Source organism: Pseudomonas sp. S10E 269 (assembly GCF_002798465.1).
Classification (GTDB): domain Bacteria; phylum Pseudomonadota; class Gammaproteobacteria; order Pseudomonadales; family Pseudomonadaceae; genus Aquipseudomonas; species Aquipseudomonas pergaminensis.
The window spans coordinates 6,341,594-6,363,486 of record NZ_PHIJ01000001.1 but is presented as its reverse complement, the minus strand read 5'-3'; the positions used below and the strand labels follow the sequence as shown (position 1 = coordinate 6,363,486).

The 21,893-nt window shown below is 61.8% G+C and carries 23 protein-coding genes; 15 read left to right on the top strand and 8 right to left on the bottom strand.

Features of this window, described 5'->3' with window-relative positions:
• Positions 1–13 precede the first annotated feature (13 nt).
• From CWC48_RS29250 to CWC48_RS29215, 8 genes are read left to right on the top strand one after another with little or no spacing between them, the layout of a single operon-like run.
• On the top strand, positions 14–1,813 hold the full coding sequence (locus CWC48_RS29250) for a DUF2341 domain-containing protein (protein WP_100491039.1): 1,800 nt from the start codon (positions 14–16) through the stop codon (positions 1,811–1,813).
• 11 nt (positions 1,814–1,824) lie between these two features.
• Positions 1,825–2,250, top strand: coding sequence for a biopolymer transporter ExbD (locus CWC48_RS29245; RefSeq protein ID WP_010211136.1), 426 nt, complete (start codon positions 1,825–1,827; stop codon positions 2,248–2,250).
• Positions 2,251–2,253: 3 nt separating this feature from the next.
• Positions 2,254–2,958 carry an energy transducer TonB gene (locus CWC48_RS29240; protein ID WP_100491038.1) on the top strand — a complete coding sequence of 235 codons (705 nt, stop codon included), beginning with the start codon at positions 2,254–2,256 and terminating at the stop codon, positions 2,956–2,958.
• 43 nt (positions 2,959–3,001) lie between these two features.
• Positions 3,002–4,702, top strand: a complete 1,701-nt coding sequence (locus tag CWC48_RS29235; protein ID WP_100491037.1) for a putative porin — start codon at positions 3,002–3,004, stop codon at positions 4,700–4,702.
• 18 nt (positions 4,703–4,720) lie between these two features.
• Positions 4,721–5,347 (top strand): DNA repair protein, encoded by a 627-nt coding sequence (locus CWC48_RS29230; RefSeq protein WP_100491036.1) that lies wholly within the window; start codon positions 4,721–4,723, stop codon positions 5,345–5,347.
• Between the two features lie 20 nt (positions 5,348–5,367).
• Positions 5,368–5,820 carry a YbjN domain-containing protein gene (locus CWC48_RS29225; protein WP_177409460.1) on the top strand — a complete coding sequence of 151 codons (453 nt, stop codon included), beginning with the start codon at positions 5,368–5,370 and terminating at the stop codon, positions 5,818–5,820.
• Positions 5,817–6,758 carry a peptidylprolyl isomerase gene (locus tag CWC48_RS29220; RefSeq protein ID WP_100491035.1) on the top strand — a complete coding sequence of 314 codons (942 nt, stop codon included), beginning with the start codon at positions 5,817–5,819 and terminating at the stop codon, positions 6,756–6,758. The genes CWC48_RS29225 and CWC48_RS29220 overlap by 4 nt, the downstream gene beginning before the upstream one ends.
• Positions 6,759–6,808: 50 nt before the next feature.
• Positions 6,809–7,786, top strand: a complete 978-nt coding sequence (locus tag CWC48_RS29215; protein ID WP_100491034.1) for a LysR family transcriptional regulator — start codon at positions 6,809–6,811, stop codon at positions 7,784–7,786.
• 286 nt (positions 7,787–8,072) lie between these two features.
• Here CWC48_RS29215 and CWC48_RS29210 read toward each other — a convergent pair whose 3' ends face one another.
• On the bottom strand, positions 8,073–8,945 hold the full coding sequence (locus CWC48_RS29210; RefSeq protein WP_078047904.1) for a LysR family transcriptional regulator: 873 nt from the start codon (positions 8,943–8,945) through the stop codon (positions 8,073–8,075).
• 93 nt (positions 8,946–9,038) lie between these two features.
• On the opposite strand from CWC48_RS29210, the gene CWC48_RS29205 reads away from it, so the two are divergent.
• The 4 genes from CWC48_RS29205 to CWC48_RS29190 are packed head-to-tail and all read left to right on the top strand — an operon-like array spanning position 9,039 to position 11,721.
• The gene (locus CWC48_RS29205) at positions 9,039–9,587 is read left to right on the top strand and encodes a DUF4865 family protein (RefSeq protein ID WP_100491033.1); all 549 of its coding nucleotides are present in this window, start codon (positions 9,039–9,041) and stop codon (positions 9,585–9,587) included.
• Between the two features lie 47 nt (positions 9,588–9,634).
• Complete coding sequence (locus CWC48_RS29200; protein ID WP_078047906.1) at positions 9,635–10,189, top strand: histidine phosphatase family protein; 555 nt, start codon at positions 9,635–9,637, stop codon at positions 10,187–10,189.
• Between the two features lie 45 nt (positions 10,190–10,234).
• Entirely contained in the window at positions 10,235–10,990 is a 756-nt protein-coding gene (cobF, locus tag CWC48_RS29195; RefSeq protein ID WP_099492491.1) for a precorrin-6A synthase (deacetylating), read from the top strand.
• A gap of 11 nt (positions 10,991–11,001) precedes the next feature.
• The gene (locus CWC48_RS29190) at positions 11,002–11,721 is read left to right on the top strand and encodes an alpha/beta hydrolase (protein WP_100491032.1); all 720 of its coding nucleotides are present in this window, start codon (positions 11,002–11,004) and stop codon (positions 11,719–11,721) included.
• 132 nt (positions 11,722–11,853) lie between these two features.
• Here CWC48_RS29190 and CWC48_RS29185 read toward each other — a convergent pair whose 3' ends face one another.
• Positions 11,854–12,408 (bottom strand): hypothetical protein, encoded by a 555-nt coding sequence (locus CWC48_RS29185; RefSeq protein WP_078047909.1) that lies wholly within the window; start codon positions 12,406–12,408, stop codon positions 11,854–11,856.
• 72 nt (positions 12,409–12,480) lie between these two features.
• Complete coding sequence (locus CWC48_RS29180) at positions 12,481–14,289, bottom strand: monovalent cation:proton antiporter-2 (CPA2) family protein (protein WP_078047910.1); 1,809 nt, start codon at positions 14,287–14,289, stop codon at positions 12,481–12,483.
• Positions 14,290–14,475: 186 nt separating this feature from the next.
• Between CWC48_RS29180 and CWC48_RS29175 the strand changes: the two genes are divergently transcribed.
• Both CWC48_RS29175 and CWC48_RS29170 read left to right on the top strand, forming a co-directional pair.
• Positions 14,476–14,781: an XRE family transcriptional regulator gene (locus tag CWC48_RS29175; protein WP_100491031.1), complete on the top strand. Its 306-nt coding sequence runs from the start codon at positions 14,476–14,478 to the stop codon at positions 14,779–14,781.
• A 32-nt stretch (positions 14,782–14,813) separates the two neighbouring features.
• Positions 14,814–15,710: a LysR family transcriptional regulator gene (locus CWC48_RS29170; RefSeq protein WP_240037330.1), complete on the top strand. Its 897-nt coding sequence runs from the start codon at positions 14,814–14,816 to the stop codon at positions 15,708–15,710.
• On the opposite strand, the gene CWC48_RS29165 is transcribed toward CWC48_RS29170, so the two are convergent.
• From CWC48_RS29165 to CWC48_RS29145, 5 genes are all read right to left on the bottom strand, one after another.
• A complete protein-coding gene (locus CWC48_RS29165) occupies positions 15,700–16,101 on the bottom strand; it encodes a RidA family protein (protein ID WP_100491029.1) in 402 nt (133 codons plus the stop codon). The two genes, CWC48_RS29170 and CWC48_RS29165, sit on opposite strands and share 11 nt — an antisense overlap.
• A gap of 82 nt (positions 16,102–16,183) precedes the next feature.
• Positions 16,184–17,086: an EamA family transporter gene (locus CWC48_RS29160; protein ID WP_078047914.1), complete on the bottom strand. Its 903-nt coding sequence runs from the start codon at positions 17,084–17,086 to the stop codon at positions 16,184–16,186.
• 53 nt (positions 17,087–17,139) lie between these two features.
• Positions 17,140–19,044, bottom strand: coding sequence for an asparagine synthase (glutamine-hydrolyzing) (gene asnB, locus CWC48_RS29155; protein ID WP_100491028.1), 1,905 nt, complete (start codon positions 19,042–19,044; stop codon positions 17,140–17,142).
• Between the two features lie 45 nt (positions 19,045–19,089).
• Complete coding sequence (locus tag CWC48_RS29150) at positions 19,090–20,049, bottom strand: diiron oxygenase (protein WP_100491027.1); 960 nt, start codon at positions 20,047–20,049, stop codon at positions 19,090–19,092.
• An 80-nt stretch (positions 20,050–20,129) separates the two neighbouring features.
• Positions 20,130–20,915 carry a crotonase/enoyl-CoA hydratase family protein gene (locus CWC48_RS29145; protein WP_078047917.1) on the bottom strand — a complete coding sequence of 262 codons (786 nt, stop codon included), beginning with the start codon at positions 20,913–20,915 and terminating at the stop codon, positions 20,130–20,132.
• Positions 20,916–21,022: 107 nt separating this feature from the next.
• Between CWC48_RS29145 and CWC48_RS29140 the strand changes: the two genes are divergently transcribed.
• Positions 21,023–21,820, top strand: coding sequence for a helix-turn-helix domain-containing protein (locus CWC48_RS29140; RefSeq protein ID WP_100491026.1), 798 nt, complete (start codon positions 21,023–21,025; stop codon positions 21,818–21,820).
• Positions 21,821–21,893 lie beyond the last annotated feature (73 nt).

Sequence of the window (21,893 nt, the reverse complement as noted above, 5' to 3'; positions counted from 1 at the left end):
GGAGACTTCACCCATGCAACGCCTATTCCTGAGCCTGTTGATCTGCCTGGGCTTCGCGCTCCCGGCCACTGCCCATGCCTGGTGGCAGGACGACTGGCACTACCGCAAACAGATTTCGGTGGACACCACCGCCCAAGGCGCCGCGATCAACCAGGCCCTGGGCCGCACCGCGCTGCTGGTGCGCCTGCACACCGGCAACTTCACCTTTGACGGGGTCAAGGAGGACGGCGCCGATCTGCGCTTTGTGAGTGCCGACGACAAGACCGTGTTCAACCACCAGATCGAAAGCTTCGACCCGCTGATGGGCATGGCGCTGATCTGGGTCGATGTGCCCAAGGTTGAAGGCGGCCAGCGCCAGGACCTGTGGATGTACTACGGCAATCAGAAGGCCCCGGCCACCGCCAACGGCCAGCTGACGTTCGACCCGAACTACACCGCGCTTTACCATTTTGACGGCGCCAATGGCACGCCGGCCCGGGACACCACGGCCTATGCCAACACGGCGTTGAACGCCACCGGCGCAGCCATCGATGGCGTGATCGGCCGTGCCTTGCAGTTCAGTGGCCAACCGCTGATGTTGCCGGCCAGCCCCTCGCTGCAACACGCGGCAGGCGGTACGTTCACCTTCAGCGCCTGGTTGCGCCTGGACCAGGCCAGTGGCGAGCAAGTCGTCCTGGCGCGCCGGGATGGCCCCCATAGCCTGCTGCTGGGCTTGAACCAGGGCATGCCGTTTGTAGAGATCGACGGTCAGCGCGCGGTGTCGACCCAACCGCTGAACCCCGGCCAATGGCAGCACCTGGCGTTCACTGCCGAGGGTGACAAGGTCACGCTGTATGTGAATGGCCGTGAAACCGCGACCCTGGCGGTCGCCTTGCCGGCGTTCAATTCCCAGCTGGCCCTCGGCGCCGACTTGCCGGAAGCCGGCAGCACGCGCCAGCCATTCGCAGGGGCCATTGATGAGCTGCGCCTGTCCAAGGTGGCGCGCCCGGCTGCTCTGTTACTGGCCGATGCCAGCGCCCAGGGCGCCGAGTCGAAACTGGTGGCCTACGGGGTGGACGAAGAACAGTCCGGCTTTGGTTTCGGCAGCCTGGGCTTCCTGCTCAACGCCGTGCCGGTGGACGCCTGGGTGATCATCCTGGTGCTGGTGGCGATGATGTTCCAGTCGTGGGTCATCATGCTGCGCAAGAACCGCCAGGTCAGCCGGGTGAGCGGTGCCAATGAGATCTTCCGCGAGCACTTCGCGCAGATCGGCACGCGCCTGGAGATGTACGCCGACGACGCCCAGCTCGGCGAACGCCTGGCCCATTCTTCGCTGTGGCGCCTGTACCTGGTGGCGGTCAAGGAGATCCGTACCCGGCGTGCCCAGGGTGCCGACACCTCGTCGGTCTCGGCCGCCACCATCGAAGCCATCCGCTGTTCCATGGACGGCGTGCGCACCCGCGAAAACCAGGCGCTCAGCGCCAAGCTCTCGACCTTGTCCAACGCCATTGCCGGCGGCCCGTACATCGGCCTGCTCGGTACGGTGCTGGGGATCATGGTGGTGTTCCTCGGCACGGCGATGGCCGGTGACGTAAACATCAACGCCATCGCCCCCGGTATGGCGGCGGCGTTGCTGGCGACCGCCATGGGCCTGTTTGTCGCGATCCCGGCGCTGTTTGGCTACAACCGGTTGATCACGCGCAACAAGGAAGTCAGCGCGGACATGCGCGTGTTTGTCGACGAGTTCATCACCCGCCTGGCGGAGATGCACGGCGAGAGCCAATCCAGTGAAGCGGCGCACCGTCGTGACCATCACGCGGCTGTTCCGGCCTGAGGAGAATCGCCATGGCTTCCGTAAATGCCTCCCACGACGATGACGATGACGCGGCCGTCGACAGCATCAACATCACGCCCCTGGTGGACGTGCTCATGGTGGTGCTGGTGATGTTTATCCTCACCGCCACCGCCCAGGTGTCGGGCATCCAGATTCACCTGCCCAAGGCCAGTGCTTCGGTGTCGTTGTCGGAGGCCAAAACCAAGGCCATCTCGGTGAATGACGGCGGCCAGGTGTTCCTCGATGCCTACCCGGTGACCCTCGGCGAGCTGGAAGAGCGCCTGCGCATCGAGAAAGCGCTGAACCCGGACTTCCCGGTGATCGTGCGCGGCGACGCGATGGTGCAGTACCAGAAGGTGATCGAAGTGCTTGACCTGCTGCGCCGGCTGGAGCTGTCCCAGGTCGGGCTGGTCACCGGCAAACCGAGCCAGGGCTGAGCCATGACCGCACAGATCCCGATCGCACCCTTGCCAGTGAAAAAGACACCGCCCTTGCGCCCGTTGAAGTGGGGCGCCGGCCTGTTGCTGGGCGCCGTGGCGGCCTGGCTCTTGTGGCAATGGGCCAATGACATGAGTGGCGTGCGCCGCGAAACGCCGAAGGTGCCGACGATTATCCCGCTGCCACCACCGCCACCGCCGCCGCCGGAAAAGCCCAAGGAGCCCGAGCCCCAGGTCGAAGAAAAAGTCCCGGAGCCGGTGCCCAGCCCGGAACCCGAAGAGGTCAAGCCGGCCGAGGAAGCGCCACCGTCGCCTAACGAGGACCTGGCCAACCCGATGCAGATCGACGGCGACGCCCAGTCTGGCACTGACGGCTTCAACATCGGCGCCGGTAAAGGCGGCGGCATGGCCGGCAGTGGCGGCGGCGGGCTGGGGACTGGCACTTACAAGCAGTACCTGGCCGGCACTTATCAACGGCTGATGCGCGAAGACCCTGAGCTGCGCAAGAAGGCGTTCTCGATACAGATAGACCTGTGGCTGGGCGCCGATGGCCAAGTCACCAAAGCGCTGGTGGCCAAGTCCAGCGGCGATGCCGAGACCGATGCGCAGATGCTCGCCTTGATACAGGCGCCGCGTGCCACCCAGAAGCCGCCGGCGTCGTTGACGCTGCCCATGCGCCTGTCCCTCAAGGGCCGGCGCCCGGATTGATCGAAACCTCTTATCTACGGTTTTTTACAGGAGTTGCGTACACATGATTTCCCCCGTGAATCGACTGACCCTGGCGGTTGGCATGGTCATCGCGACCCTGGTCGGCCAGGCGGCTGCAGCGCCGGTCGCGCCCTCGGAAAACGTCACGATCAACCTGATCCGCCTGTTGGTGCAGCAAGGCGTGCTGACCCAGGACACCGCCAATGGGCTGATCGCCCAGGCGGAAAAGGAAGCCCAGCAGGCACGCCAGGCGAATGCGGCGCCGGTGGTTGCCGCCGGCCCGACCGCCGCGCCCGGCGATGTGCGCGTGCAGTACGTGCCGCAGGCGGTAAAGGATCAGATTCGCGACCAGGTCAAGGCCGAGGTCATGGCCACCGCCAAGCAGGAAAACTGGGCCCAGCCCAATACTTTCCCAGACTGGGTCTCGCGCATCAGCTTTGATGGTGATATCCGCCTGCGGGATGAATCACGCTACTTTTCGGGCAACAACAGCAACGAGATCGTCGACTACGCCAAGCTCAATGAAAGCGGCCCGTACGACACCAACAAAGACACCAACACCAAGCTGCCGCCGCTGCTCAATACCACCAAGGACCGCGAAAACCTGTTCCGCCTGCGTGCGCGCCTGGGCATGAAAGCGGTGCTGTCGCCGGAATGGACCGCCGGTATTCGCGTCGGCACCGGCTCCGACAACAACCCGGTGTCCACCACCCAGACCCTGGGCGGCGGGTTTGGCAAGAAGGACATCTGGCTCGACCAGGGCTACCTGAGCTGGAAGGCCACCCCGGACGTGACCCTCACCGCCGGGCGCTTCGCCAACCCGTTCTATTCCACCGACATGATGTATTCGGGCGACCTGAACTTCGACGGTATCGCCGCCAATTTCAACCATGCCCTGAACAGCGAGTGGGGCCTGTTCGGCACCCTCGGCGCGTTCCCGGTGGAGTACACCTCCGACTCGGCCAGCAGCAACGGCTTTGACAAGGAAGACAGCGAAACCAAGTGGCTGTTTGGCGGGCAGATCGGCGCCAACTGGAAGATCAACCGCGAAAACAGCCTCAAGGGCGCGGTGGCGTACTACCACTTTGACGACATCGAAGGTAAGCGCTCCGGTGCCTGTGAACCCTGGGCCGGGCAGCCCGCCTGCGACAGCGACGGTTCGCGTCTGGCCTTCATGCAGAAGGGCAACAGCGTGTTCCTGCTGCGTGACATCACCCCCAACCCGGCCACGCCTGGCCTGACCCCACAGCCCCAGTTCGTGGGCCTGGCGTCCAAGTTCGATGTGCTCGACCTGAACCTGGCCTGGGATGCCGAGTTGCCCAGCGACTTCAAGCTGCGCACCCAAGGCAACTTCATCCACAACCTGGCCTACGACAAGGGCGAGATGCTCAAGCGCAGCGAGGGCGAGATCGTCAACAACATCAACAGCAAGGGCCAGTTTGAAAGTGGCGGCAATGCGCTGATGGTCTCGTTCACCCTCGGCACTGCGCTGGAGATGCGCAAGCGCGGCGACTGGAACGTGCTGGCTGGCTACAAGTACATCCAGCCCGACGCCTTGCCCGACGGCTTCAACGATTCGTCGTTCCACTTGGGCGGGACCAACGCCAAGGGTTACTTCATTGGCGCCAACTACGGCATCGAAAAGAACATCTACGCCAGTGCGCGCTGGTTGAGCGCCTCCGAAGTGTATGGAGCGCCGTTCGAAGTCGATGTGATGCAACTGGAACTCAACACGCGCTTTTGATGCGCAGGGAGATGCCACATGAACACGCGAATCTGCGGGCTGTTACTGCTGCTGATCACCACCGGCGCGTCGGCCGAGGGCATGGAAGAGCGCCTGCGTACGCAATTGCGCAGCACCACTCAGCAATTGCAGGCGCTGCAAAGCGAGCAGGCCCAGGCCAGCGCGGCGCGCATTGCCGCCGAAAACCAGGCCAAGCAGGCCCAGGCGCACATCAAGCAGTTGACGGCCGAACTCGCCCAGGCGCGTGGCGTGGCCGAACAAATGGCTGGCCAGCAACAGAGCCTGCACAGCCAGGCACAAGCCCAGGTGGCGGCCAGCAACGAGCAGATCGGCAAGTTCAAGAAGGCCTATGACGAATTGCTGGTACTGGCCAAGGGCAAAGAGGCCGAGCGCGCCCGCTTGCAGGCGTCCTTGAGCGAACGTGACACACAAGTGCAGCAATGTTCAGTCAAGAATCAACAGATGTACGGCGTGGCCCAGCAGTTGCTCGCGGCCTACGAAAAAATCGACGTGGCCGAGGTGATGAGCATTCGCCAGCCGTTCGCCAGCAGCGCACGGGTGAAGTTCGAGGAACTCGCCCAGGGTTTTGGCGACGATTTGTACAAGAGCCGTTTCGATGCGTCCCAGGCAACCGCCAATCATTGATAGACAGGGAAGAAATCACCATGAGCGAATTGATCACCAGCGTCACCACCCAGAGCCTTACCGAGCTGCTGCAGGAAGCCGGCTACCGGGTCAACCAGACTGAACAAAATGGCATCGTGCAATTGCTCAGCGCCAGCCAGGGCATCGGCTTTGCCGTGCGCTTCGGCAACCCGGCAGCGGAGCAGGGCAACTATGTGGATTTCACCTACAGTTGCGCGCTGCGGGTCCAGGGTGAATTGCCCGAAGGTCTGGCCCAGGTGTGGAACGCATCCCGACGTTTTGCGCGGTTGTCGGTCCAGGGCGAATTCCTGTTGATGGAAATGGACGTGGTGGTGGCGGGCGTGGGCGCTACGCACCTGCGTAGCCAGCTGGAGTTGTGGGACCGCCTGTTGCAGGAATTTATCGTCTACCTGCGTGAGTACAGCCAGCAGGCCGCGCAGTTGCAGGCTGAAACCGAGGCACCGGTATTGTGAAGAAACCAACCCTGATGGTCGGCGCGGGTGCGCTGGCTTTACTGGTGGTGGCGGTGGGCTTGAGCCTGCGACCGGGCAGCGACCCGGTGGCGGCGCAGCAACCGGCACCGGTGATCAGCCCTGTATCGGCTGGGCCGGCGGTGGCCCGCCTGGGCAATCAGCAGATCGACCTGACGGAGCTGAAAACCGTGCTGGCCAGCCTGCCTGCCGAATCCCGTGAGCAATTGCGCGGCAACCGTGGCGCGCTGGAAACCTGGATTCGCTCACGCCTGGCGCAAAAGGCTGTGCTGGAACAAGCCGATGCCCAGGGCTGGCGCCAGCGCCCCGACGTGGAGCAGCAGACCCGTGTGGCCACTGAGCAGATCGTGTTTCGCGACTACATGCTCTCGGTCAGCCAGGTGCCGGCCGATTACCCCAGCGCGGCGGAGTTGCAGCAGGCCTACGACAGTGGCAAGGCCCAGTGGGTAACGCCGCCGTTGTATCGCGTGAGCCAGATTTTCCTGGCGACCAATGACCCGCAAACCGTCGATAACGTGCGCCGCCAGGCCCAGGAGCTGAGCCGTCGTGCCCAGGCCGCACCGGGTGATTTCGCCGCCCTGGCCACCCAGTATTCCCAGGACGCCGACTCCGCCACGCGCGGCGGCGACTCGGGCATGCAGCCGTTGCAGCAACTGGTGCCGGAAGTGCGCGGCACGGTGTCACGTCTCAAGGTCGGTGCCGTGTCGGACGTGGTGCAGAGCGCGGCGGGGTTCCATGTGCTCAAGCTCACCGGCCAGCAACCGGCGCGTACTGCGACCCTCGACGAACTGCGTGAGCGCCTGACGCAGGCCCTGCGTGCCCAGCGTCAGGAGCAGATTGCCAAGGCCTACCTCGAAGGCATGCTCAACACTGCCACCCTGAGCATCGACGGCGCCGAGCTGAACAAGGTGCTGGAGTAACACAGGTCAACCGCATTGGATGCACAGACTGACAAGACAGGGAGTCTCCCATGGCATTTCTAGAACCGTCTGCCCCCCAGGGCCCCTCCGCTTATCGCGCACCCGCCGAGGGCCGTAGCAGTTGGCTGGCCCTGGCCCATGAGATCGACCCGGAGGTGGCGCGCTACTTTCTGGTGAGTGCGCGTTGCGGTTGTTTCATGCAGGCGGCGCGCAGTTTGAATATCAAGGCGACGCTGTTGCGCAAGCGTTTGGCGCAGCTTGAAGAACACGTGCGTCATTCGCTGTTCAGCTATCAGGGCAATGGGCTGGTGCTCAGTCGCGATGGCCAGCAGTTGCAGGCGCAGCTGATTGCCCTGGCTCAGGAGCGACGCTTGCCGGTGACGGAGCAACCGTTGATTCGGCTGGCGGTGGCTGAGCCGATCTTGCATGACATTCTTGGGCGCGATCTGATCGCCTTGCTGCGCCGCAATGCCAGTGTGCGTCTGGAGATCATTTCGATCGACAGCCAGCTGTCATTGCAGGCGGTGGATGTGGACGTGGTGCTGTGGCTGTCGGACGCGGAAGGGCCTGTGCCTGGTCCGAGCTTTGCCACTGAGCCGCCGAGGGCCTTGGCGCGTTTGCAGTATTTGCCACATATCGCCAAGCGGTATTCGCGGTTGACGACACGGCCGGACAGTATGGAGGACCTTGACGACTACATGTTGGTGCAGTGGCAGCCTGATGCGCAGGTGGCGGCTTTGCAGGCGTGGAACCAGGTGGTGCAGCAACGCTTGGCGGCGGTGGTGCAGGTGCATGCTTATTCGCTGATGCTGGAGATGATTCGTTGTGGGGCGTGCATTGGGTTGCTGCCGCATTACATGAGCAGCTTTGACCGGGGGTTGGTGGCGTTGCCGGGGTTGTTGGATGAGTGTATGCAGCGGCAGGTGTGGTTGGCGGTGAATGCGCGGGTGGGGGAGGGTGAGGCGGTGCGGGGGGTTGTGGAGTTGATTGTGGGGGCGTTTGAGGGGAGGCGGGAGTGGTTTGAGTGATGGTTGATTGGGTACATATCCGTTGTTCGGGGGATGGCCGCCAATGGTTCCACTCTTACAGCGGGTCACTTTTGAAAAGAGCCCAAAAGTAACCAAAAGGTTCTTGCCCCAACACTCGGCACCTCGCTTAGGCTCGGTGTGCCCGTAATCCGACAGGTATTTGGGGGGCCGCCTCAGATCAAGATTAAAAGCGACTCGCTTCGCATCGTAGATACGCTTTTTGTTCTCTGTGGAGCTGGCTTGCCGGCGAAAAACTGTCGGGCGCCCATCGCCGACAGGCCGGTGTCTACACGGGGTTGCGTAGCGCGCCGCGGAAGGTGGCGCTCAGTGCCCGTAGTGTTTCCTTGGAGCGGCCATCGGTGATGCGGCTGTGGAGGACGACTTCGCTCACGGGCAAGGCGGGCAACCCGTATTGCTCACTCACTTCCACCGCACCTGCCGGCGCAACGCGATGGGCGAGGGCGGCGACGCCCAATCCGGCGCTGACGGCGGCGCCCACGGCCATGACACCGCCGCCAACGAACACTTCGGTCCAGTCGATGCGTGCCTCATCCAGTGCGCGTGTGGCCAAGTGGCGAACGCCGCAGGGCGCGGCCATGGTGGCCATGCGCAGCGGCGCGCCGGGGCTGTGTTGCCAGGTGGGGGCGGCGAACCAGCCGAAGCGTTCCACCGCCAGGACTTCACCGTCTCGGCGGTCGCCTTCGTTGCGCACGATGATCGCGTCCAGCTCATTGCGATCAAAGGCGGCGACCAGGTCGCGGGAGGAAGCGATGCGCACTTCGAGGATCACTAAAGGGTCATAGGCGGCCAGGCGGCTGAGCCAGGTCGGCAGGTCGGGGCCGGCCACGTGGTCACTGATGCCGATCACCAAGCGTCGCAATGCGTGGCTGCCCATATCGGCCAAGGCGCGTTCATGGGCATTGAGCAGGGCGCGGGCGGCGACAATGAATTGTTCGCCCTGGGGCGACAGCCGCACATGCCGGGGCGTGCGTTCAAGCAGGCGATAGCCGACGCGTTCTTCCAGGCGTTTGAGCTTGAGGCTGATCGCCGCCTGCGAGGTGTCGAGGGCTTCGGCAGCGCGGGTGAAACTGGCGAAATCGGCCACCAGTACGAAAGCCTGGACAGTGTCGATGTCCAGCGGTTTGAGCACGTCAGCCATATTGAATCCTTATCGCACTTATATCCGCTGATATCTTGTTGAAATCATCGCCGCTGCGCAAGCTGAACCCTCATCTTGCACAGGAGTTCTCGTATGTTTGCCAAACAATATTCTCACCGCTTGCCTGCTGACTACGACATGGGCGTGATCCGCCGGCGCGCCGCGCAATTGGGGCCGCTCTGGGACGACGCCGAAGGGTTGCTGTTCAAGGCGTTTATCGCCCAGGAGAGCGGGGGCAATGTGTATGCGTCGGTGTACCTGTGGGCCGATCCGTTGCAGGCCGCTGACTTTTTACTTGGCGAACGTTTTCAGAAGGTGCTCGACAGCTTTGGACGGCCGCATATCGAGAGCTGGTTGCCGCTGGATGTGCAACGTGGCCCGGCGCAAGGCGCGTTGAGTTTGTATCGCGAGGAGTGGCCGCTGGCGCCGGAGGCAGACAGGGCGGCGGTGTTGGCCGAGGAGAAACAGCGCAATCAACAACTGGCCGACCGCGGCGACACCTTTGCAGTGTTGCTGGCGCTGGATGTGCAAGCGTGGCGGCTGGTGCGTATTACTGTGTCGGCCGAGGCACTGGATACAGAGCGCCAAGGTAACGGCTATCACGTGCTCTATCTGGCACAGGGCGTTGCGTCCCTGCGCTAACTGCGCCAGTCTTGAAGCTCTTTCTTTTTGGTCTCAAGCACTCTGCGATGCACACCACTCGTTTGACGCTCATCTGCCACGCCGTCACGCCCCTGCAAAAACAGGGGCGTTTTCCCGATGACGAGGCCGTGGTGATGGACTGGCAAGGCGAGGCGTTGTCGCTGGCTGATCGGTACAAGAAAACCCGGCGACTCGTGTGTGGGCCTGAGGCCAGGGCACGGCAGACGGCAGGCTTGTTCGGCGATGACGGGGTGATCGAGATCGCGTTGCGCGATGGTGATTTCGGGCAGTGGAAGGGCCAGGACATCGGCCAGTTGGAGAGTGACGAGTTGAACACTTGGCTCACTGACTTTACTTGCGCGCCCCATGGTGGCGAGTCGGTGGAGCAGATCTGCCTGCGGGTGGGTGAGTGGATGAAAACCCTCGAATCACAGCCCGGCCATGTCGTGGCTATTACCCATCCGTTTGTGATCCGCGCCGCGATGTGGCACGCCATGCAATTCCCGCTGTCGATGTTCTACCGGATCGATGTCGAACCGCTGTCCGCCACTGAGTTGCGTTTCAACAACCTCTGGCGCTTGCGCCTGGAAACTCACGCCTAGCCCCATGAACATGGCAAAATCCACGCCCCGCAATGAGAGCAATCCATGAAACGCATCCTGATCATCGGCATTGGCGCCGGCAACCCTGACTACATCACGATGCAGGCCGTGAAGGCGCTCAACCGCACCGACGTGTTTTTCCTGATGGACAAGGGCCAGAGCAAAGACAAGTTGATCGACCTGCGCCGCGAGATCTGCGAGACCTACATCACCGAGCCTGGCTACCGCTTCGTCGAGGCCGAGTGCCCCGAGCGGGTGCGTGGCGACATCGATTACACCACTGCCGTACAGGACCTGAACCGCGACAAGCAACTGACCTTCGAGCGCATGATCAACGAGGAAATGGCTGACGGTGAAGTGGGCGCTTTCCTGGCATGGGGCGACCCTGCGCTGTACGACAGTACCATTCGTATCCTGCAGGCGATCCTGGCCAGTGGCCGCTGCTCCTTTGAGTTTGAGGTGATCCCCGGAATCACCAGCGTGCAGGCCCTGGCTGCCCAGCACAAAGTGCCGCTGAACCGCATCGGCAAGTCGGTCGAGATCACCACCGGGCGCCGCCTGGCGGCAGGGCAGGCCAGCGATGCCGACACCCTGGTGGTGATGCTGGACGCCGAAGACTCCTACCGCACCGTGGCGGATCAGGGCCTGGATATCTACTGGGGCGCCTACTTGGGTACCCCGGACGAGATTCTTATCAGCGGCAAAGTGAGTGAGGTGGCTGAACAAATCGAGCAGGTGCGCAAGGCGGCGCGCCTGGAGAATGGCTGGATCATGGACACTTATCTGCTTCGCAAACCCTGAGGTAACGTCCCATGTTCAACATGTTTGCCCTGGCGCTGACCCTGGTGGCCGGCGTCGCCCATGCCGACGATACGCTGCACACCGATTTACCGCTGTCGTATCTGGAACAAACCCAGGGCGACGCGCGCAACCAGCCGCTGGTGATTTTCCTGCACGGGTTTGGCAGCAATGAAGAAGACCTGTTCGGCATCAAGGATGCGCTGCCGTCGACGTGGACGTACCTGTCGGCCCGTGCGCCGATGCCGGTGGACCCGCACGGCTATCGTTGGTTTACCAAGACCCCCGGTGACGGCGACTACGATGGCGAGACCGCCGACCTGCAACGCAGTGCCAAGCTGATCGAAGACTTCATCGGCAAAGCCACCGCCAAGTACCACACTCAACCTGACCGAGTGTTCCTGGTGGGGTTCAGCCAGGGCGCGATCATGTCCTATGAGGTGGGCTTGCGCCGGCCCGAGTTGCTGCGTGGGATTGCGGCGTTGAGTGGCAGCGTGTTGCCGGTGCTCAAGGCTGAACTGAAGCCGGATGCGTCATTGGGCAAATTGGCGATTTTTATTGGCCATGGCACCTTGGACCAGGCACTGCCCTATGTGTCGGGGACGCGGGCGAATGAGGTGTTGACGGGGTTGGGGTTGAAGCCGGAGTTTCACGGGTATCCGGGGATGAACCACACCATCAGCGAAACAGAAGTGCAGGACCTGAAAGCCTGGCTGGAAAAAAGCCTGAACTGAACGCGGTCAAAATAGGTGGGAGCTGGCTTGCCTGCGATAGCGATTGATCAGTCGACAACCCTATTGACTGATGCACCGCTATCGCAGGCAAGCCAGCTCCCACATTAGAGTTGAGTTGCTTGGGAGATCAGGTTATTTCCCGCCGGTAATCTGCTTCACCAACGCCGCATGCCCCTTCGCATCATCCGCCCGCGAGATCGCCTGGATCACCAGCAGGTGGTTGCCCGAACCGCCCAGGAACGTGGAGTTCAGCGTCTTGCCGCCGCCTTGGGTGGCGGTGCTGTCCACCTGGCGCAGGCCCAGGCCCTTGAAGGTCAGTTTCTTCTCGCCCTGTTTCTTGAAGTCAGGCAGCGCTGCGCTCTGGTCCTTGACGAAGCCGGCCACGGCGCCATCGAGGAATGTCGCGTCGTTATCGCCGATGGTTAACCCATCGTTGCGCACGGTTTCGGCGACGATCACCACACTTTTCGTGGTCTGGTTGGCGTACATCGTGCCTTGGGTATCGGCAGTGCCATCTTCGGCCTTGCCGGCTGGCAGGGTGTCGGCGGCATAGGCCTTGGGCAGGTTGAAGGTGAACTTGCCGCCCAAGGTGGAGATGGTTTGCGTGGACGGCTTGGATGCGGCGAATACACTGCCGGCGGTCAGCGCGAGGGCCAGCAGGACGGCGGTCTTGGTGAAAGTGGCCATGAAGCGCTCCAGGGATGAACGAAATTGCGGCGTATTCTGTCAGAAATTTCGCAAAATCGTTCACCTGCAGCCTCACACCTTGTCGGACTCTTCCTCAAGTCGATCCATCTCAAACAGCCTCGCCAGTTCTGCCCGCGCTTCCTGGGCGGTTTGCATCACCTTCGCCGCGTCGTCGTATACCGCGTGCTGCGCAGCCAGTACTTGCAGGTCGTGGTTCTTGAAACGAGTGATGCGTGCATCGGCCTGGGCCTGGCTCAAACCCAGGCCCACCAGGGTGCGGCGGCTCATTTCCAGGCTGGAATAGAACGTCTCGCGAATCGGCGAGGCGTCCAGGTCCACCAGGCGGTGCACGTGTTGGCGGTTACGTGCGCGGGCGATGATTTTCATGTGCGGGTAGAGGTTGCGTACCAGCTCGGCGGTCTTGATGTTGATCTCCGGGTCGTCCATGGCGATCACGAAGAACTCCGCCTGGTCGACTTTGGCCGCGTGCAGGATCTCGGGGCGTTGCGGGTCGCCGTAGAACACCGGCATGCCGCCGAAGCTGCGGGTCAGCTCGATGGTTTCCACTGAGGTGTCCAGGGCAATGAACGAGATGTTCTGCGCGCGCAGGATCCGCGCGACGATCTGGCCCATACGGCCCATGCCGGCGATGACCACGCGGGGCGCGTCGCTTTCGATGGTGCGGTATTCCTCCGGCACTTCCACCGGCTTGACCTTGGGCTTGAACAGCTTCGGGCACACCAGCAGCAATAACGGTGTTACCGCCATGGACAGGGTGATGGTCAGCACCAGGATGTCGTAAAGGTGTGGTTCGAACAGGCCCTGGTCGCGGCCGATCTTGAACACCACGAAGGCGAACTCACCGCCCGCCGCCAGCACCACGCCCAGGCGCAGGGCGCTTTCGCGATTGAGATCACCGACCATGCGGCCCACGGCATACAGCAGCGGCAGTTTCAGGCCGATCAGCAGCAGCGTCAGGCCGATCACCACCAGCGGCGAGCTGATCAGCAGGCTGAGGTTGGCGCCCATGCCCACGCTGATAAAGAACAGGCCCAGCAGCAGACCCTTGAACGGTTCGATCTGGGATTCCAGTTCGTGGCGGTACTCCGAGTCCGCCAGCAGCAGGCCCGCCAGGAAGGCGCCGAGGGCCATGGACACGCCGACCAGCTCCATCAACCACGCCGTACCGATCACCACCAGCAGCGCGGTGGCGGTAGAGACTTCGCGCAGGCCGGTCTTGGCGACAATGCGAAACACCGGGCGCAACAGGTAGCGTCCGCCGATGATCACCACCGCGATGCTGCCGAGAATCTGCAACACATGCTGCAAGCCTTGGGCTTCGGTGGTCGGGTGATCGCTGCCGGCCAGCAGTGGCACCATGGCGATCAGTGGGATCGCAGCGATGTCCTGAAACAGCAGGATGGCAAACGCCAGGCGGCCGTGGGGTTGGTTCAGCTCCTTGCGCTCGGCCAGGCTTTGCAGGCCAAACGCGGTGGACGACAGCGCCAGGCCCAGACCGAGCACGATCGCACTGTTCCACGACTGGCCAAACAGCCACAACGCCACCACGCCCATCACCAGGCCCGTCAGCAGCACCTGCGCCAGACCGACGCCGAAGACCGCCTTGCGCATCACCCACAACCGCTTGGGTGACAGTTCGAGGCCGATGATGAATAACAGCAACACCACGCCCAGCTCGGAGAACTGCGCGACGCTCTGCGGGTTGCCGATCAGGCCCAGCACCGACGGGCCGATGATCACACCGGCGAACAGATAGCCCAGCACTGCGCCCAATTGCAGGCGCTTGGCCAGGGGCACGGTCAGCACGGCGGCGAGCAGGAACACCACCGCTGCTTGTAACAGGTTGCCTTCATGGGGCATTGCGAACTCCAGGATCTCTAAAACCAATCAATAGGGGTGTATTAGAGCGCTTTTTACATTTCGAAAATTGTGTTTTTGAGCGGGATGGGAAGAGACTCAGGTAAAACGCTTTTTGACAGGTTGAATTTTTTATTCCTTTGGTGGAATGTTTTGTGAGGTCGAATTCTGGTTGGGAGGGCCGTCACCATGGCCAAGAAATTCGCTGAACTACAAGCGCGCATGACGCCGCAATCCCGTGCCGAAGCCAAGCTGTTGTTTCAGCAGCATCTGCAGGAAATGCCACTGCATGAGCTGCGCAAAGCCCAGCAGTTAAGCCAGGCGAGCCTGGCTGAAGCACTGAACATCAACCAGGCGGCCGTCTCCAAGATGGAGCGGCGCACCGACATGTACATCAGCACGTTGCGCGACTATCTCCGCGCGATGGGCGGCGAGTTGGAGATTATTGCCACGTTTCCCGATGGTCAGGTCAAGATCGACAATTTCGCCTGCTGAAAGCGGTAGCAGCTATCCAGAAGGTCATCCTTGTGAACCAACTTCTCGCCATGCGTGCCTTTGTTCGCGTCGTCGAAACCAGCTCATTCAGTCGTGCATCCGACCAGTTGGCGCTGCCGCGCTCCACCGTGAGCAAGCTGATCACCGACCTTGAGAAGCACCTCGGCATCAAGCTGATGCACCGCACCACACGGGCTCTGGCGCCAACGTCCGAGGGGTTGGAGTATTACCAACATGCCCGGCGCCTGGTCGCAGAATTGGACGAAGTGGATAGCGCCATCCGTGGGCAAGTCCTCAAGCCCGGCGGGCATCTGCGGGTGGATGCGCCGGCGTCGTTTGCCAATTGCCTGCTGATTCCGGCGCTGGTGGATTTTCATCGCGAGTATCCCGATATCACCATTGCCTTGGGTATCAGTGATCGTTCGGTGAATATTGTGGGGGAAGGGGTGGACTGCGTGATCCGTGCCGGCAAGCTGGATGACATGGCGATGATCGGGCGCAAGGTGACCGACCTGGAGTATTTGACCTGTGCGGCCCCTGATTACCTGGAGCGCCGAGGTGTGCCGCTTTCCCCGGAGGATCTGGCGCTCAACCACCTCAAGGCCGGCTATTTTTTTGCCGGCTCCGGTAAGGCGGAGCCACTGATTTTCGAGCAGGGTGACAGGCGCATCGAAGTGGGCGATTGCGCCTACTCCACCAACGAAGGCAACGGCCTCAAGGAAATGCTGCTCGCCGGCTTGGGCGTCGGGCAGCATTTCAAAGCCATCGTTCAGTACTACGTGGACAATGGCCAATTGGTCAGTGTGCTGCCACAGTGGTCGCGTCCAGCCACGCCGCTGCACATCCTCTATCCACCCAATCGTCACCAGAGCGCGCGGCTCAAGGTGTTTGTCGAATGGGTGATCCGCAGGTTCGGGGTCAGGGAATAATCGCGGTCACGCGGATTTCCACGCGCATGGTCGGCAAACCCAGGGATTCGACACCGACCTGCGTCCAGATCGGCGCATGGTGGGGCATGTACTGGCGGTAGTGCTTGACCATCGCTTCGTTGACTTCGGGGGGGAAGCCACCGACGTGGTAGGAGTTGACGTGAATCACGTGCTCCCAACGTGCGCCGGCGGTGGCCAGGGTGCGTTCCAGGTTATGGAACGCCTGGGCGATTTCCTCGGCCAGGTCGGTGGGAATCTGGAACTCGTCGTCCCAGCCGCCCTGGCCTGAGGTTTCCACGCGATTACCGACTTTTACTGCTTGCGAGTAATGCAGGTGCTCGCGCATGTAATCGCCGTAGCCTGGAGTGACAAAAAATTCGGGCGTGCTCATGGTGTTTCCTCACGTTCAGTACAAGACCGGACCTAAGTTAAAGCAGCCAATACGCGAACAAAATCCCGAATTTATGCCATGACTATCTATCCATATGGACAATCGGTTGCGGTTCGGCAGGCGCCAGGTTGACCGGCTTGCGGTACAGGCCCACAGCCAGACCCGCGATGATGATGCCGATGGAGATCAGGTTGGGCGTAGAAATGCGCTCATCGAGCATCAGCATCGAGCTGGTGATGCCGAACACCGGAATCAGCAGTGACAGCGGCGCCACGGTAGACACCGGGTACAGCTTGAGCAGCGAGTTCCAGCCCCAGTAGGCAAAGTGCGTCGCCAGGTACACCTGGAACAGGATCGACAGGACCGCCGTGAGGTCGAGGCTGGTTTGCAAGCCCTCGAAGGCGGCGCCGCCGTGCATCAACCAGGCTGTGAGGAACAGCGGGATCGGCGGGATCAGGCTGGCCCAGACCATGAACGAGAAGATCTCCTTGACCCCGGATTTCTTGATGATGACGTTGCCCACGCTCCAGGCCACCGCGCTGAGGACGATCAACATGACCCCCAGCACGGCGTGGTTGCCTTCCTGGGTGGAGATGATCCCTGCCAGGCCGACCAAGGCCAACACGGCGCCGACCATCTGCGCGCCACGGATTTTCTCTTTGAACAGCACAAAGCCCCAGCCCATGGTGAAGAACACGCTGAGTTGAATGATCAATGAAGCAATACCGGGGCTCACCCCCACCTGGATGCCGTAGTTGATCACGCCCCACATGCCCAACCCGAAGATGAAGCCGTAGGCGGCCACGTAGCTGAACTTGACGGCGGGGCGCTTGATAAAGAACACCAGCGGCAAGGCGGCGAGGGCGAAGCGGATACCCGTGAGCACAAACGGGTCGATGGCACGCAGGCCCAATTTGGTGATAGGGAAGTTGACCCCCCACACCAGGGTGACGAGCACGGCGAGTGATAAATGTTTTTTCAGCATGGACCCTCCTTGGGTCAGGCGGCACACCGCAAACGCGGTGCGCCGCCGGGAAGTCAGTTCAAGGCGAACCGTTTTTGCATCAAGCACAGCCCGGCGATTTCCATCAGCAGGTTGTCTGCCGAAGCGCGTTGGGCGGTGGACAAGCTTGGCAGGGTTGCCAGCAAGGCGCGTACTTTACGTGGATCGAAGAACGGCACGTTGCTCAATGCCGGGCCGCTCAATACGTCGTTGATCATTTCATACAGCTTCGATTGCGGGCTCTCGGACGCCGGTGGCGCGCGGAAGTATTGTTTCTTGCGGTCCAGCACGGCTTGCGGCACATACGGGCGCATGGCCTCGCGCAGGGCGTATTTTTCGGTGGCACCGCGCACTTTCATGTTCACCGGCAAGCGGCACGCGGCCTCGATCACCTGGTGATCCAGCAGCGGCGGACGGCCTTCCAGGCTGCCGGCCATTTCCATGCGGTCGCCCAGGGAAGTGAGCACCACGTTGGGCAGGCTGGACTTGGCCACCATATACAGCGAACGGTTGACCGGCTCCCAACCGTTGAGCGCCCGTGGGCTCAGGCGGTCGTAGAACTCGCGATAGGCATCGGTATTGCTGAAGCGCTCACGGAAGTCATCGTTGTACAGTTGCGCCAGGGGGCCGAACAACGCCGATTGGGTTTGCAGCCAGGACACGCCGTGGCCCAGTTCGTCCTGCACCCATTTCACATCGTTCTTTGCACCGGGCAGGTAGCGATCTTCGCTGGCGTGCAGGCGCCGGGTGAGTTCGGCGATGGCCGTCGGATCCTGGTTTTCGTGGTTGTACAGCACCATGTCGCGACGATAGTGCGGGTAGCCGCCGAAGACTTCGTCGGCACCTTCACCAGTGAGTACGGCGCGCATGCCCTGGTTCTGCACGTATTTGCACAGCAGGTACTTGGCCACGCTGTGAGCGTTGGCGAAGGGCATTTCGGCGTGCCACAGGGCATTTTCGAAGTTGTCCGCCATGTCGGAGGAGTTCACCGACAGCACGTTGAGGTGGGCACGGTTATGCCGTGCGGCCACTTCGGCGTACTGGCGTTCGTCGTAGGCCTGCTCGCCTTCGAACGACAAGTGGAACGCCTGCAATGGCTGGCCGGTCAGCTCGGTGGCGATGCCGAGCATGGCCGACGAGTCGAGACCGCCACTCAGGCACACACCGACCGGTACATCGGCATGCAGACGCAGGCGCACGGATTCTTCGATGGTGTTGCGCAGGGACCCGATCATCTCGGCTTCACTGCGCTGCTCGGTGACTTGGGCATCCGGGAAGTCCCAGTCCCAATACTGTTCGGTTTGCAGGCCGCTTTCATCGGCGATGATCCAGCAACCTGGTTTCACGCTGCGAATATTGTTGAACACAGTCCGGTCGCGCAGGATGAAACCGCGATTGGCGTAGGCTTCGTGGTCCCACTGTGCGGGCACGCCGGCGGCGAGCAAGGCTTTGATTTCGGATGCAAAGTACCAGGCGCCTTCATGCTCGGTGTAGTACAGCGGCTTGACGCCCACTCGGTCACGCACCGCAAACAGCTTTTTGCGCAGGCGATCAAAGATCAGGATGGTGAACTCGCCGCGCAGTTGCTTGAGGCCGCGGACGCCATGGCGGCGGTACAGGTGCATGGCGATTTCGCTGTCGGACGAGGTCTTGAAGCGGCAACCGTAGCCCTCCAGCTCGGCGCGAATGCGTTGATAGTCATAGAACTCGCCATTGACCATCATCACCAGGTCGCCTTCGTCGGCGACGATCGGCTGGGTGCCGTTGCCCAGGCCGACCAGGCCCAGGCGCACATAGCCAAAGGCGGCCTGGCCTTGGGGGTCGAACCATTGGCTGGAGCTGTCCGGGCCGCGATGATGGATTGCACGCAGGGCGGCATCGAACATGTTCGGGTTGAACGCACGAGGTTGTTTGGCAAAGACGCCAATGTATCCACACATGACAATTACTCTATTGAATTTGTATTGATCAGCAGCACGCTGGGTTCAAACGGTAGTGACCGGTTCGCTCATCACTGGCAGCTCAGGCAGCACCGCTTCGGGGTGTATGCCAATGGAGCTGAGGATCTCGGGCATGGCCGAGTAGTCCGCTTCGCCGGTCTCGGTGAATTGAGTCGGTAGCAGCAGCGATTGGTCGCCGAACACTTCGAGCAGTTGCGGCAGGATGATTCGCCACGCCGAAATCTCGCGCATCGGGAAGATCCGGATCGAGTTGGCGATGCCGCGGGTGAACAAGGCGGTTTGCTGCGCGGTGAAGTCACCGACCACCTGCTGCACGAACAGCGGGAAGATGTGCTTGTGCACCAGCTCGTCTTTTTTGTGCAGGGCCACCACGTGACGGAACACCGGCTGGATGTCCGGCGCGTCGCTGAGGTCGGCCAGGTAGTCGCTGATAAAGGTCTCCGAGACCAGCGAAAAGGCCAGGCGGTAGATCTTGAAGTCCGCCTCCGACAGGGTGGCCTGGGCCTGGCTCAGGTGGCGGGTCAATTCCAGCTCCGGCCATTTGATGCGCATGCCGCGCTGGGTAATTGCCAGCTCACACATGTTGATCGAAAACAGCGTGTGATAAGCCTCATCCGCCAGGGTTTCGGAAATCGTCGCGGCGCTGGCGGAGCTCAGGCGCGAGCCCAGCTGCAGCAGGTCGATGCAGGACGGGCAGATGATCTCGGTTTCGATGGCGATGGTTTTCTGGTTGTAGATGACCCAGCCGGCCGACAGGATCAGCAGCTTCAGGGCATGGGGGTAATCCTGGTAATGCGGGTCATGGGCGAAAGGTAACAGGGCCTCGAGAAAGTCCGGCGCTTGCAGGTCCAGCTGGATATCCGGGCGTTGGGAATCGAGCTTGATCTGTGCGCGTTTATGCCAGCTGCGTTCGATTTTGATCAATCGTTCATCGGTCGCGTCATTGCTGCGATAAAGATCGTCTTGAGTGCTGTGCTGAAACATGGTTTCACCGGGTTGATAGTGAGTTGTGAAGGCCATCCATGGTTTGCCGAGGTGCGCCCGGCAACGTTCACGACCGGGAGTTACACCGCTGGCGCGGTCTGGATCTTGTCCTTCTTGCGATCCAGGAAGTCCGCCAGGCGATCCTGTGTGCGGATGTCCGAAGACACCACGGCAGCAATCAAGGCTTCCGTCATCAGGCCGTCCTGCTGGCTTTGATCGACAATGCGCGGCAGCACGTGGGTTACCGCGTAGTTGGTCATGGGCAGGTTGCCGGCGATCTTGTGCGCCAACTCGGTGGCCTTGAGTACCGCCTGGCCGACTGGCACCAGGTACTGCGCCACGCCGCGTTCATAGCTTTCCTTGGCGTAGAGCGTGCGGCCGGTGAGCATCATGTCGGTCATCAGGGCAATACCGGCGATGCGCGGGAAACGCACCGAGGCGCCGACGCCGACGTACAAGCCGCGCATGGCTTCGGGCAGCGAGAAGAAGGCGCTGTCATCCACCACGCGCAGGCTGCAGGCGGTGGCGATTTCCAGCCCGCCACCGATGGCGGCACCGGTAATGGCCGCGACCACGGGCACCTTGCCGAACTGGATCAGTTCGAAGGTCTTGTGCCATTCGCGGAAGGCCTGGACGTTGTCGATGACCGATTGATCGCGGATTTCCGACAGGTCCAACCCCGTGCAGAAATGCTGGCTGGTGCTGTAGAGCACGGCGGCGCCAATACCTTCGGGTATGTTGGTGAAGGTATCGCGCAGTTCGTGCATGACTTCCAGAGACATGGCGTTTCGCTTCTGCGGGCGATTGAGTCCCACCATCAGAACGGCGCCGTCTACGCTTACGTCCAAGTAGTTTTTGACACTCATTTTCCGAATATCCCTTCGATATGAACCCAACTTGGGGAGCGACGATTCTAGGTGGCAGATTAATGGCCCGCTTGCTATGTCAGGTCATACTTTGACAAAATCGGGCCATGCCGCCGACCTTCACTTTTTCGCCCTATGAACCCGATAGCCCCGAAGCGGTGGTGACGCTGCGCGAATACCCATCTGGCACTGTGTTTCCCAGGCATACCCATCGGCGCGGGCAGTTCGCCTACGCCTCGACAGGCGCGTTGAAAATGTTCACCGACCTGGGTAATTGGGTGGTGCCGCCCCAGCGGGCGATCTGGGTGCCGAGCGGGGTGTCGCACGAAATGCACATGCGCGGCGATGTGGTGATGCTCAATACCTACCTGGATGACGACGCGGCTCGACGCGCCGGGTTGCAGGACTATTGCCAGGTGTTTGGCGTCTCGCCGCTGTTGCGCCATCTATTGGAGGCGGCGCTGGCGATTGGGCCATCGGCCTCGCCCAGCGTGCGCGATCGTTGCGTGCTGACCTTGCTGATCGACGAAATCGGCACCATGCCCGAGCTGCCGTTGAGCGCGCCGCTGCCTTCGGAATCGCGGCTGGCCCGTTCTTGTCAGCGCTTTCTTGAAGCGCCCACACAGAAAATCTCCATCGGCGAGATGGCGGACTGGTCGAGCATGAGCCGGCGCACCTTTACCCGTAACTTTCGTGAATGCACGGGCATGACCTTTGTGTCGTGGCGCCAGCAGGTGTGCCTGCTGGAGGCGACGGCGCGGCTCAGCCACGGCTCGTCCATCACCGATGTGGCGTTCGAGTTGGGTTTCAGCAGCTCCAGCGCGTTTACCTCGGTGTTTCGCCGTAACCTGGGCGATTCACCGGCGCGATACCTGGCCAAGTCCAAGGCGGCTTCCATCTTCTGAAAGGAAGAGGTGGCCAACGTGGTGCCTTTTGCCCCAGCGGTACGACGTTGAGCCGCGCCCTTTGTTACTATCG

What these genes read in the sequence shown, in the direction of transcription:
- CWC48_RS29215 (WP_100491034.1), top strand. Translation starts at nt 6,809, where the DNA reads ATGGCATTTCTAGAACCGTCTGCCCCCCAGGGCCCCTCCGCTTATCGC.
- CWC48_RS29210 (WP_078047904.1), bottom strand. Translation starts at nt 8,945, where the DNA reads ATGGCTGACGTGCTCAAACCGCTGGACATCGACACTGTCCAGGCTTTC.
- CWC48_RS29225 (WP_177409460.1), top strand. Translation starts at nt 5,368, where the DNA reads ATGAGCGAATTGATCACCAGCGTCACCACCCAGAGCCTTACCGAGCTG.
- CWC48_RS29150 (WP_100491027.1), bottom strand. Translation starts at nt 20,049, where the DNA reads ATGTTTCAGCACAGCACTCAAGACGATCTTTATCGCAGCAATGACGCG.
- CWC48_RS29140 (WP_100491026.1), top strand. Translation starts at nt 21,023, where the DNA reads ATGCCGCCGACCTTCACTTTTTCGCCCTATGAACCCGATAGCCCCGAA.
- CWC48_RS29145 (WP_078047917.1), bottom strand. Translation starts at nt 20,915, where the DNA reads ATGAGTGTCAAAAACTACTTGGACGTAAGCGTAGACGGCGCCGTTCTG.
- CWC48_RS29205 (WP_100491033.1), top strand. Translation starts at nt 9,039, where the DNA reads ATGTTTGCCAAACAATATTCTCACCGCTTGCCTGCTGACTACGACATG.
- CWC48_RS29190 (WP_100491032.1), top strand. Translation starts at nt 11,002, where the DNA reads ATGTTCAACATGTTTGCCCTGGCGCTGACCCTGGTGGCCGGCGTCGCC.
- CWC48_RS29160 (WP_078047914.1), bottom strand. Translation starts at nt 17,086, where the DNA reads ATGCTGAAAAAACATTTATCACTCGCCGTGCTCGTCACCCTGGTGTGG.
- cobF (WP_099492491.1), top strand. Translation starts at nt 10,235, where the DNA reads ATGAAACGCATCCTGATCATCGGCATTGGCGCCGGCAACCCTGACTAC.
- CWC48_RS29180 (WP_078047910.1), bottom strand. Translation starts at nt 14,289, where the DNA reads ATGCCCCATGAAGGCAACCTGTTACAAGCAGCGGTGGTGTTCCTGCTC.
- CWC48_RS29230 (WP_100491036.1), top strand. Translation starts at nt 4,721, where the DNA reads ATGAACACGCGAATCTGCGGGCTGTTACTGCTGCTGATCACCACCGGC.
- CWC48_RS29245 (WP_010211136.1), top strand. Translation starts at nt 1,825, where the DNA reads ATGGCTTCCGTAAATGCCTCCCACGACGATGACGATGACGCGGCCGTC.
- CWC48_RS29200 (WP_078047906.1), top strand. Translation starts at nt 9,635, where the DNA reads ATGCACACCACTCGTTTGACGCTCATCTGCCACGCCGTCACGCCCCTG.
- CWC48_RS29165 (WP_100491029.1), bottom strand. Translation starts at nt 16,101, where the DNA reads ATGAGCACGCCCGAATTTTTTGTCACTCCAGGCTACGGCGATTACATG.
- CWC48_RS29235 (WP_100491037.1), top strand. Translation starts at nt 3,002, where the DNA reads ATGATTTCCCCCGTGAATCGACTGACCCTGGCGGTTGGCATGGTCATC.
- CWC48_RS29185 (WP_078047909.1), bottom strand. Translation starts at nt 12,408, where the DNA reads ATGGCCACTTTCACCAAGACCGCCGTCCTGCTGGCCCTCGCGCTGACC.
- CWC48_RS29250 (WP_100491039.1), top strand. Translation starts at nt 14, where the DNA reads ATGCAACGCCTATTCCTGAGCCTGTTGATCTGCCTGGGCTTCGCGCTC.
- CWC48_RS29240 (WP_100491038.1), top strand. Translation starts at nt 2,254, where the DNA reads ATGACCGCACAGATCCCGATCGCACCCTTGCCAGTGAAAAAGACACCG.
- CWC48_RS29175 (WP_100491031.1), top strand. Translation starts at nt 14,476, where the DNA reads ATGGCCAAGAAATTCGCTGAACTACAAGCGCGCATGACGCCGCAATCC.
- asnB (WP_100491028.1), bottom strand. Translation starts at nt 19,044, where the DNA reads ATGTGTGGATACATTGGCGTCTTTGCCAAACAACCTCGTGCGTTCAAC.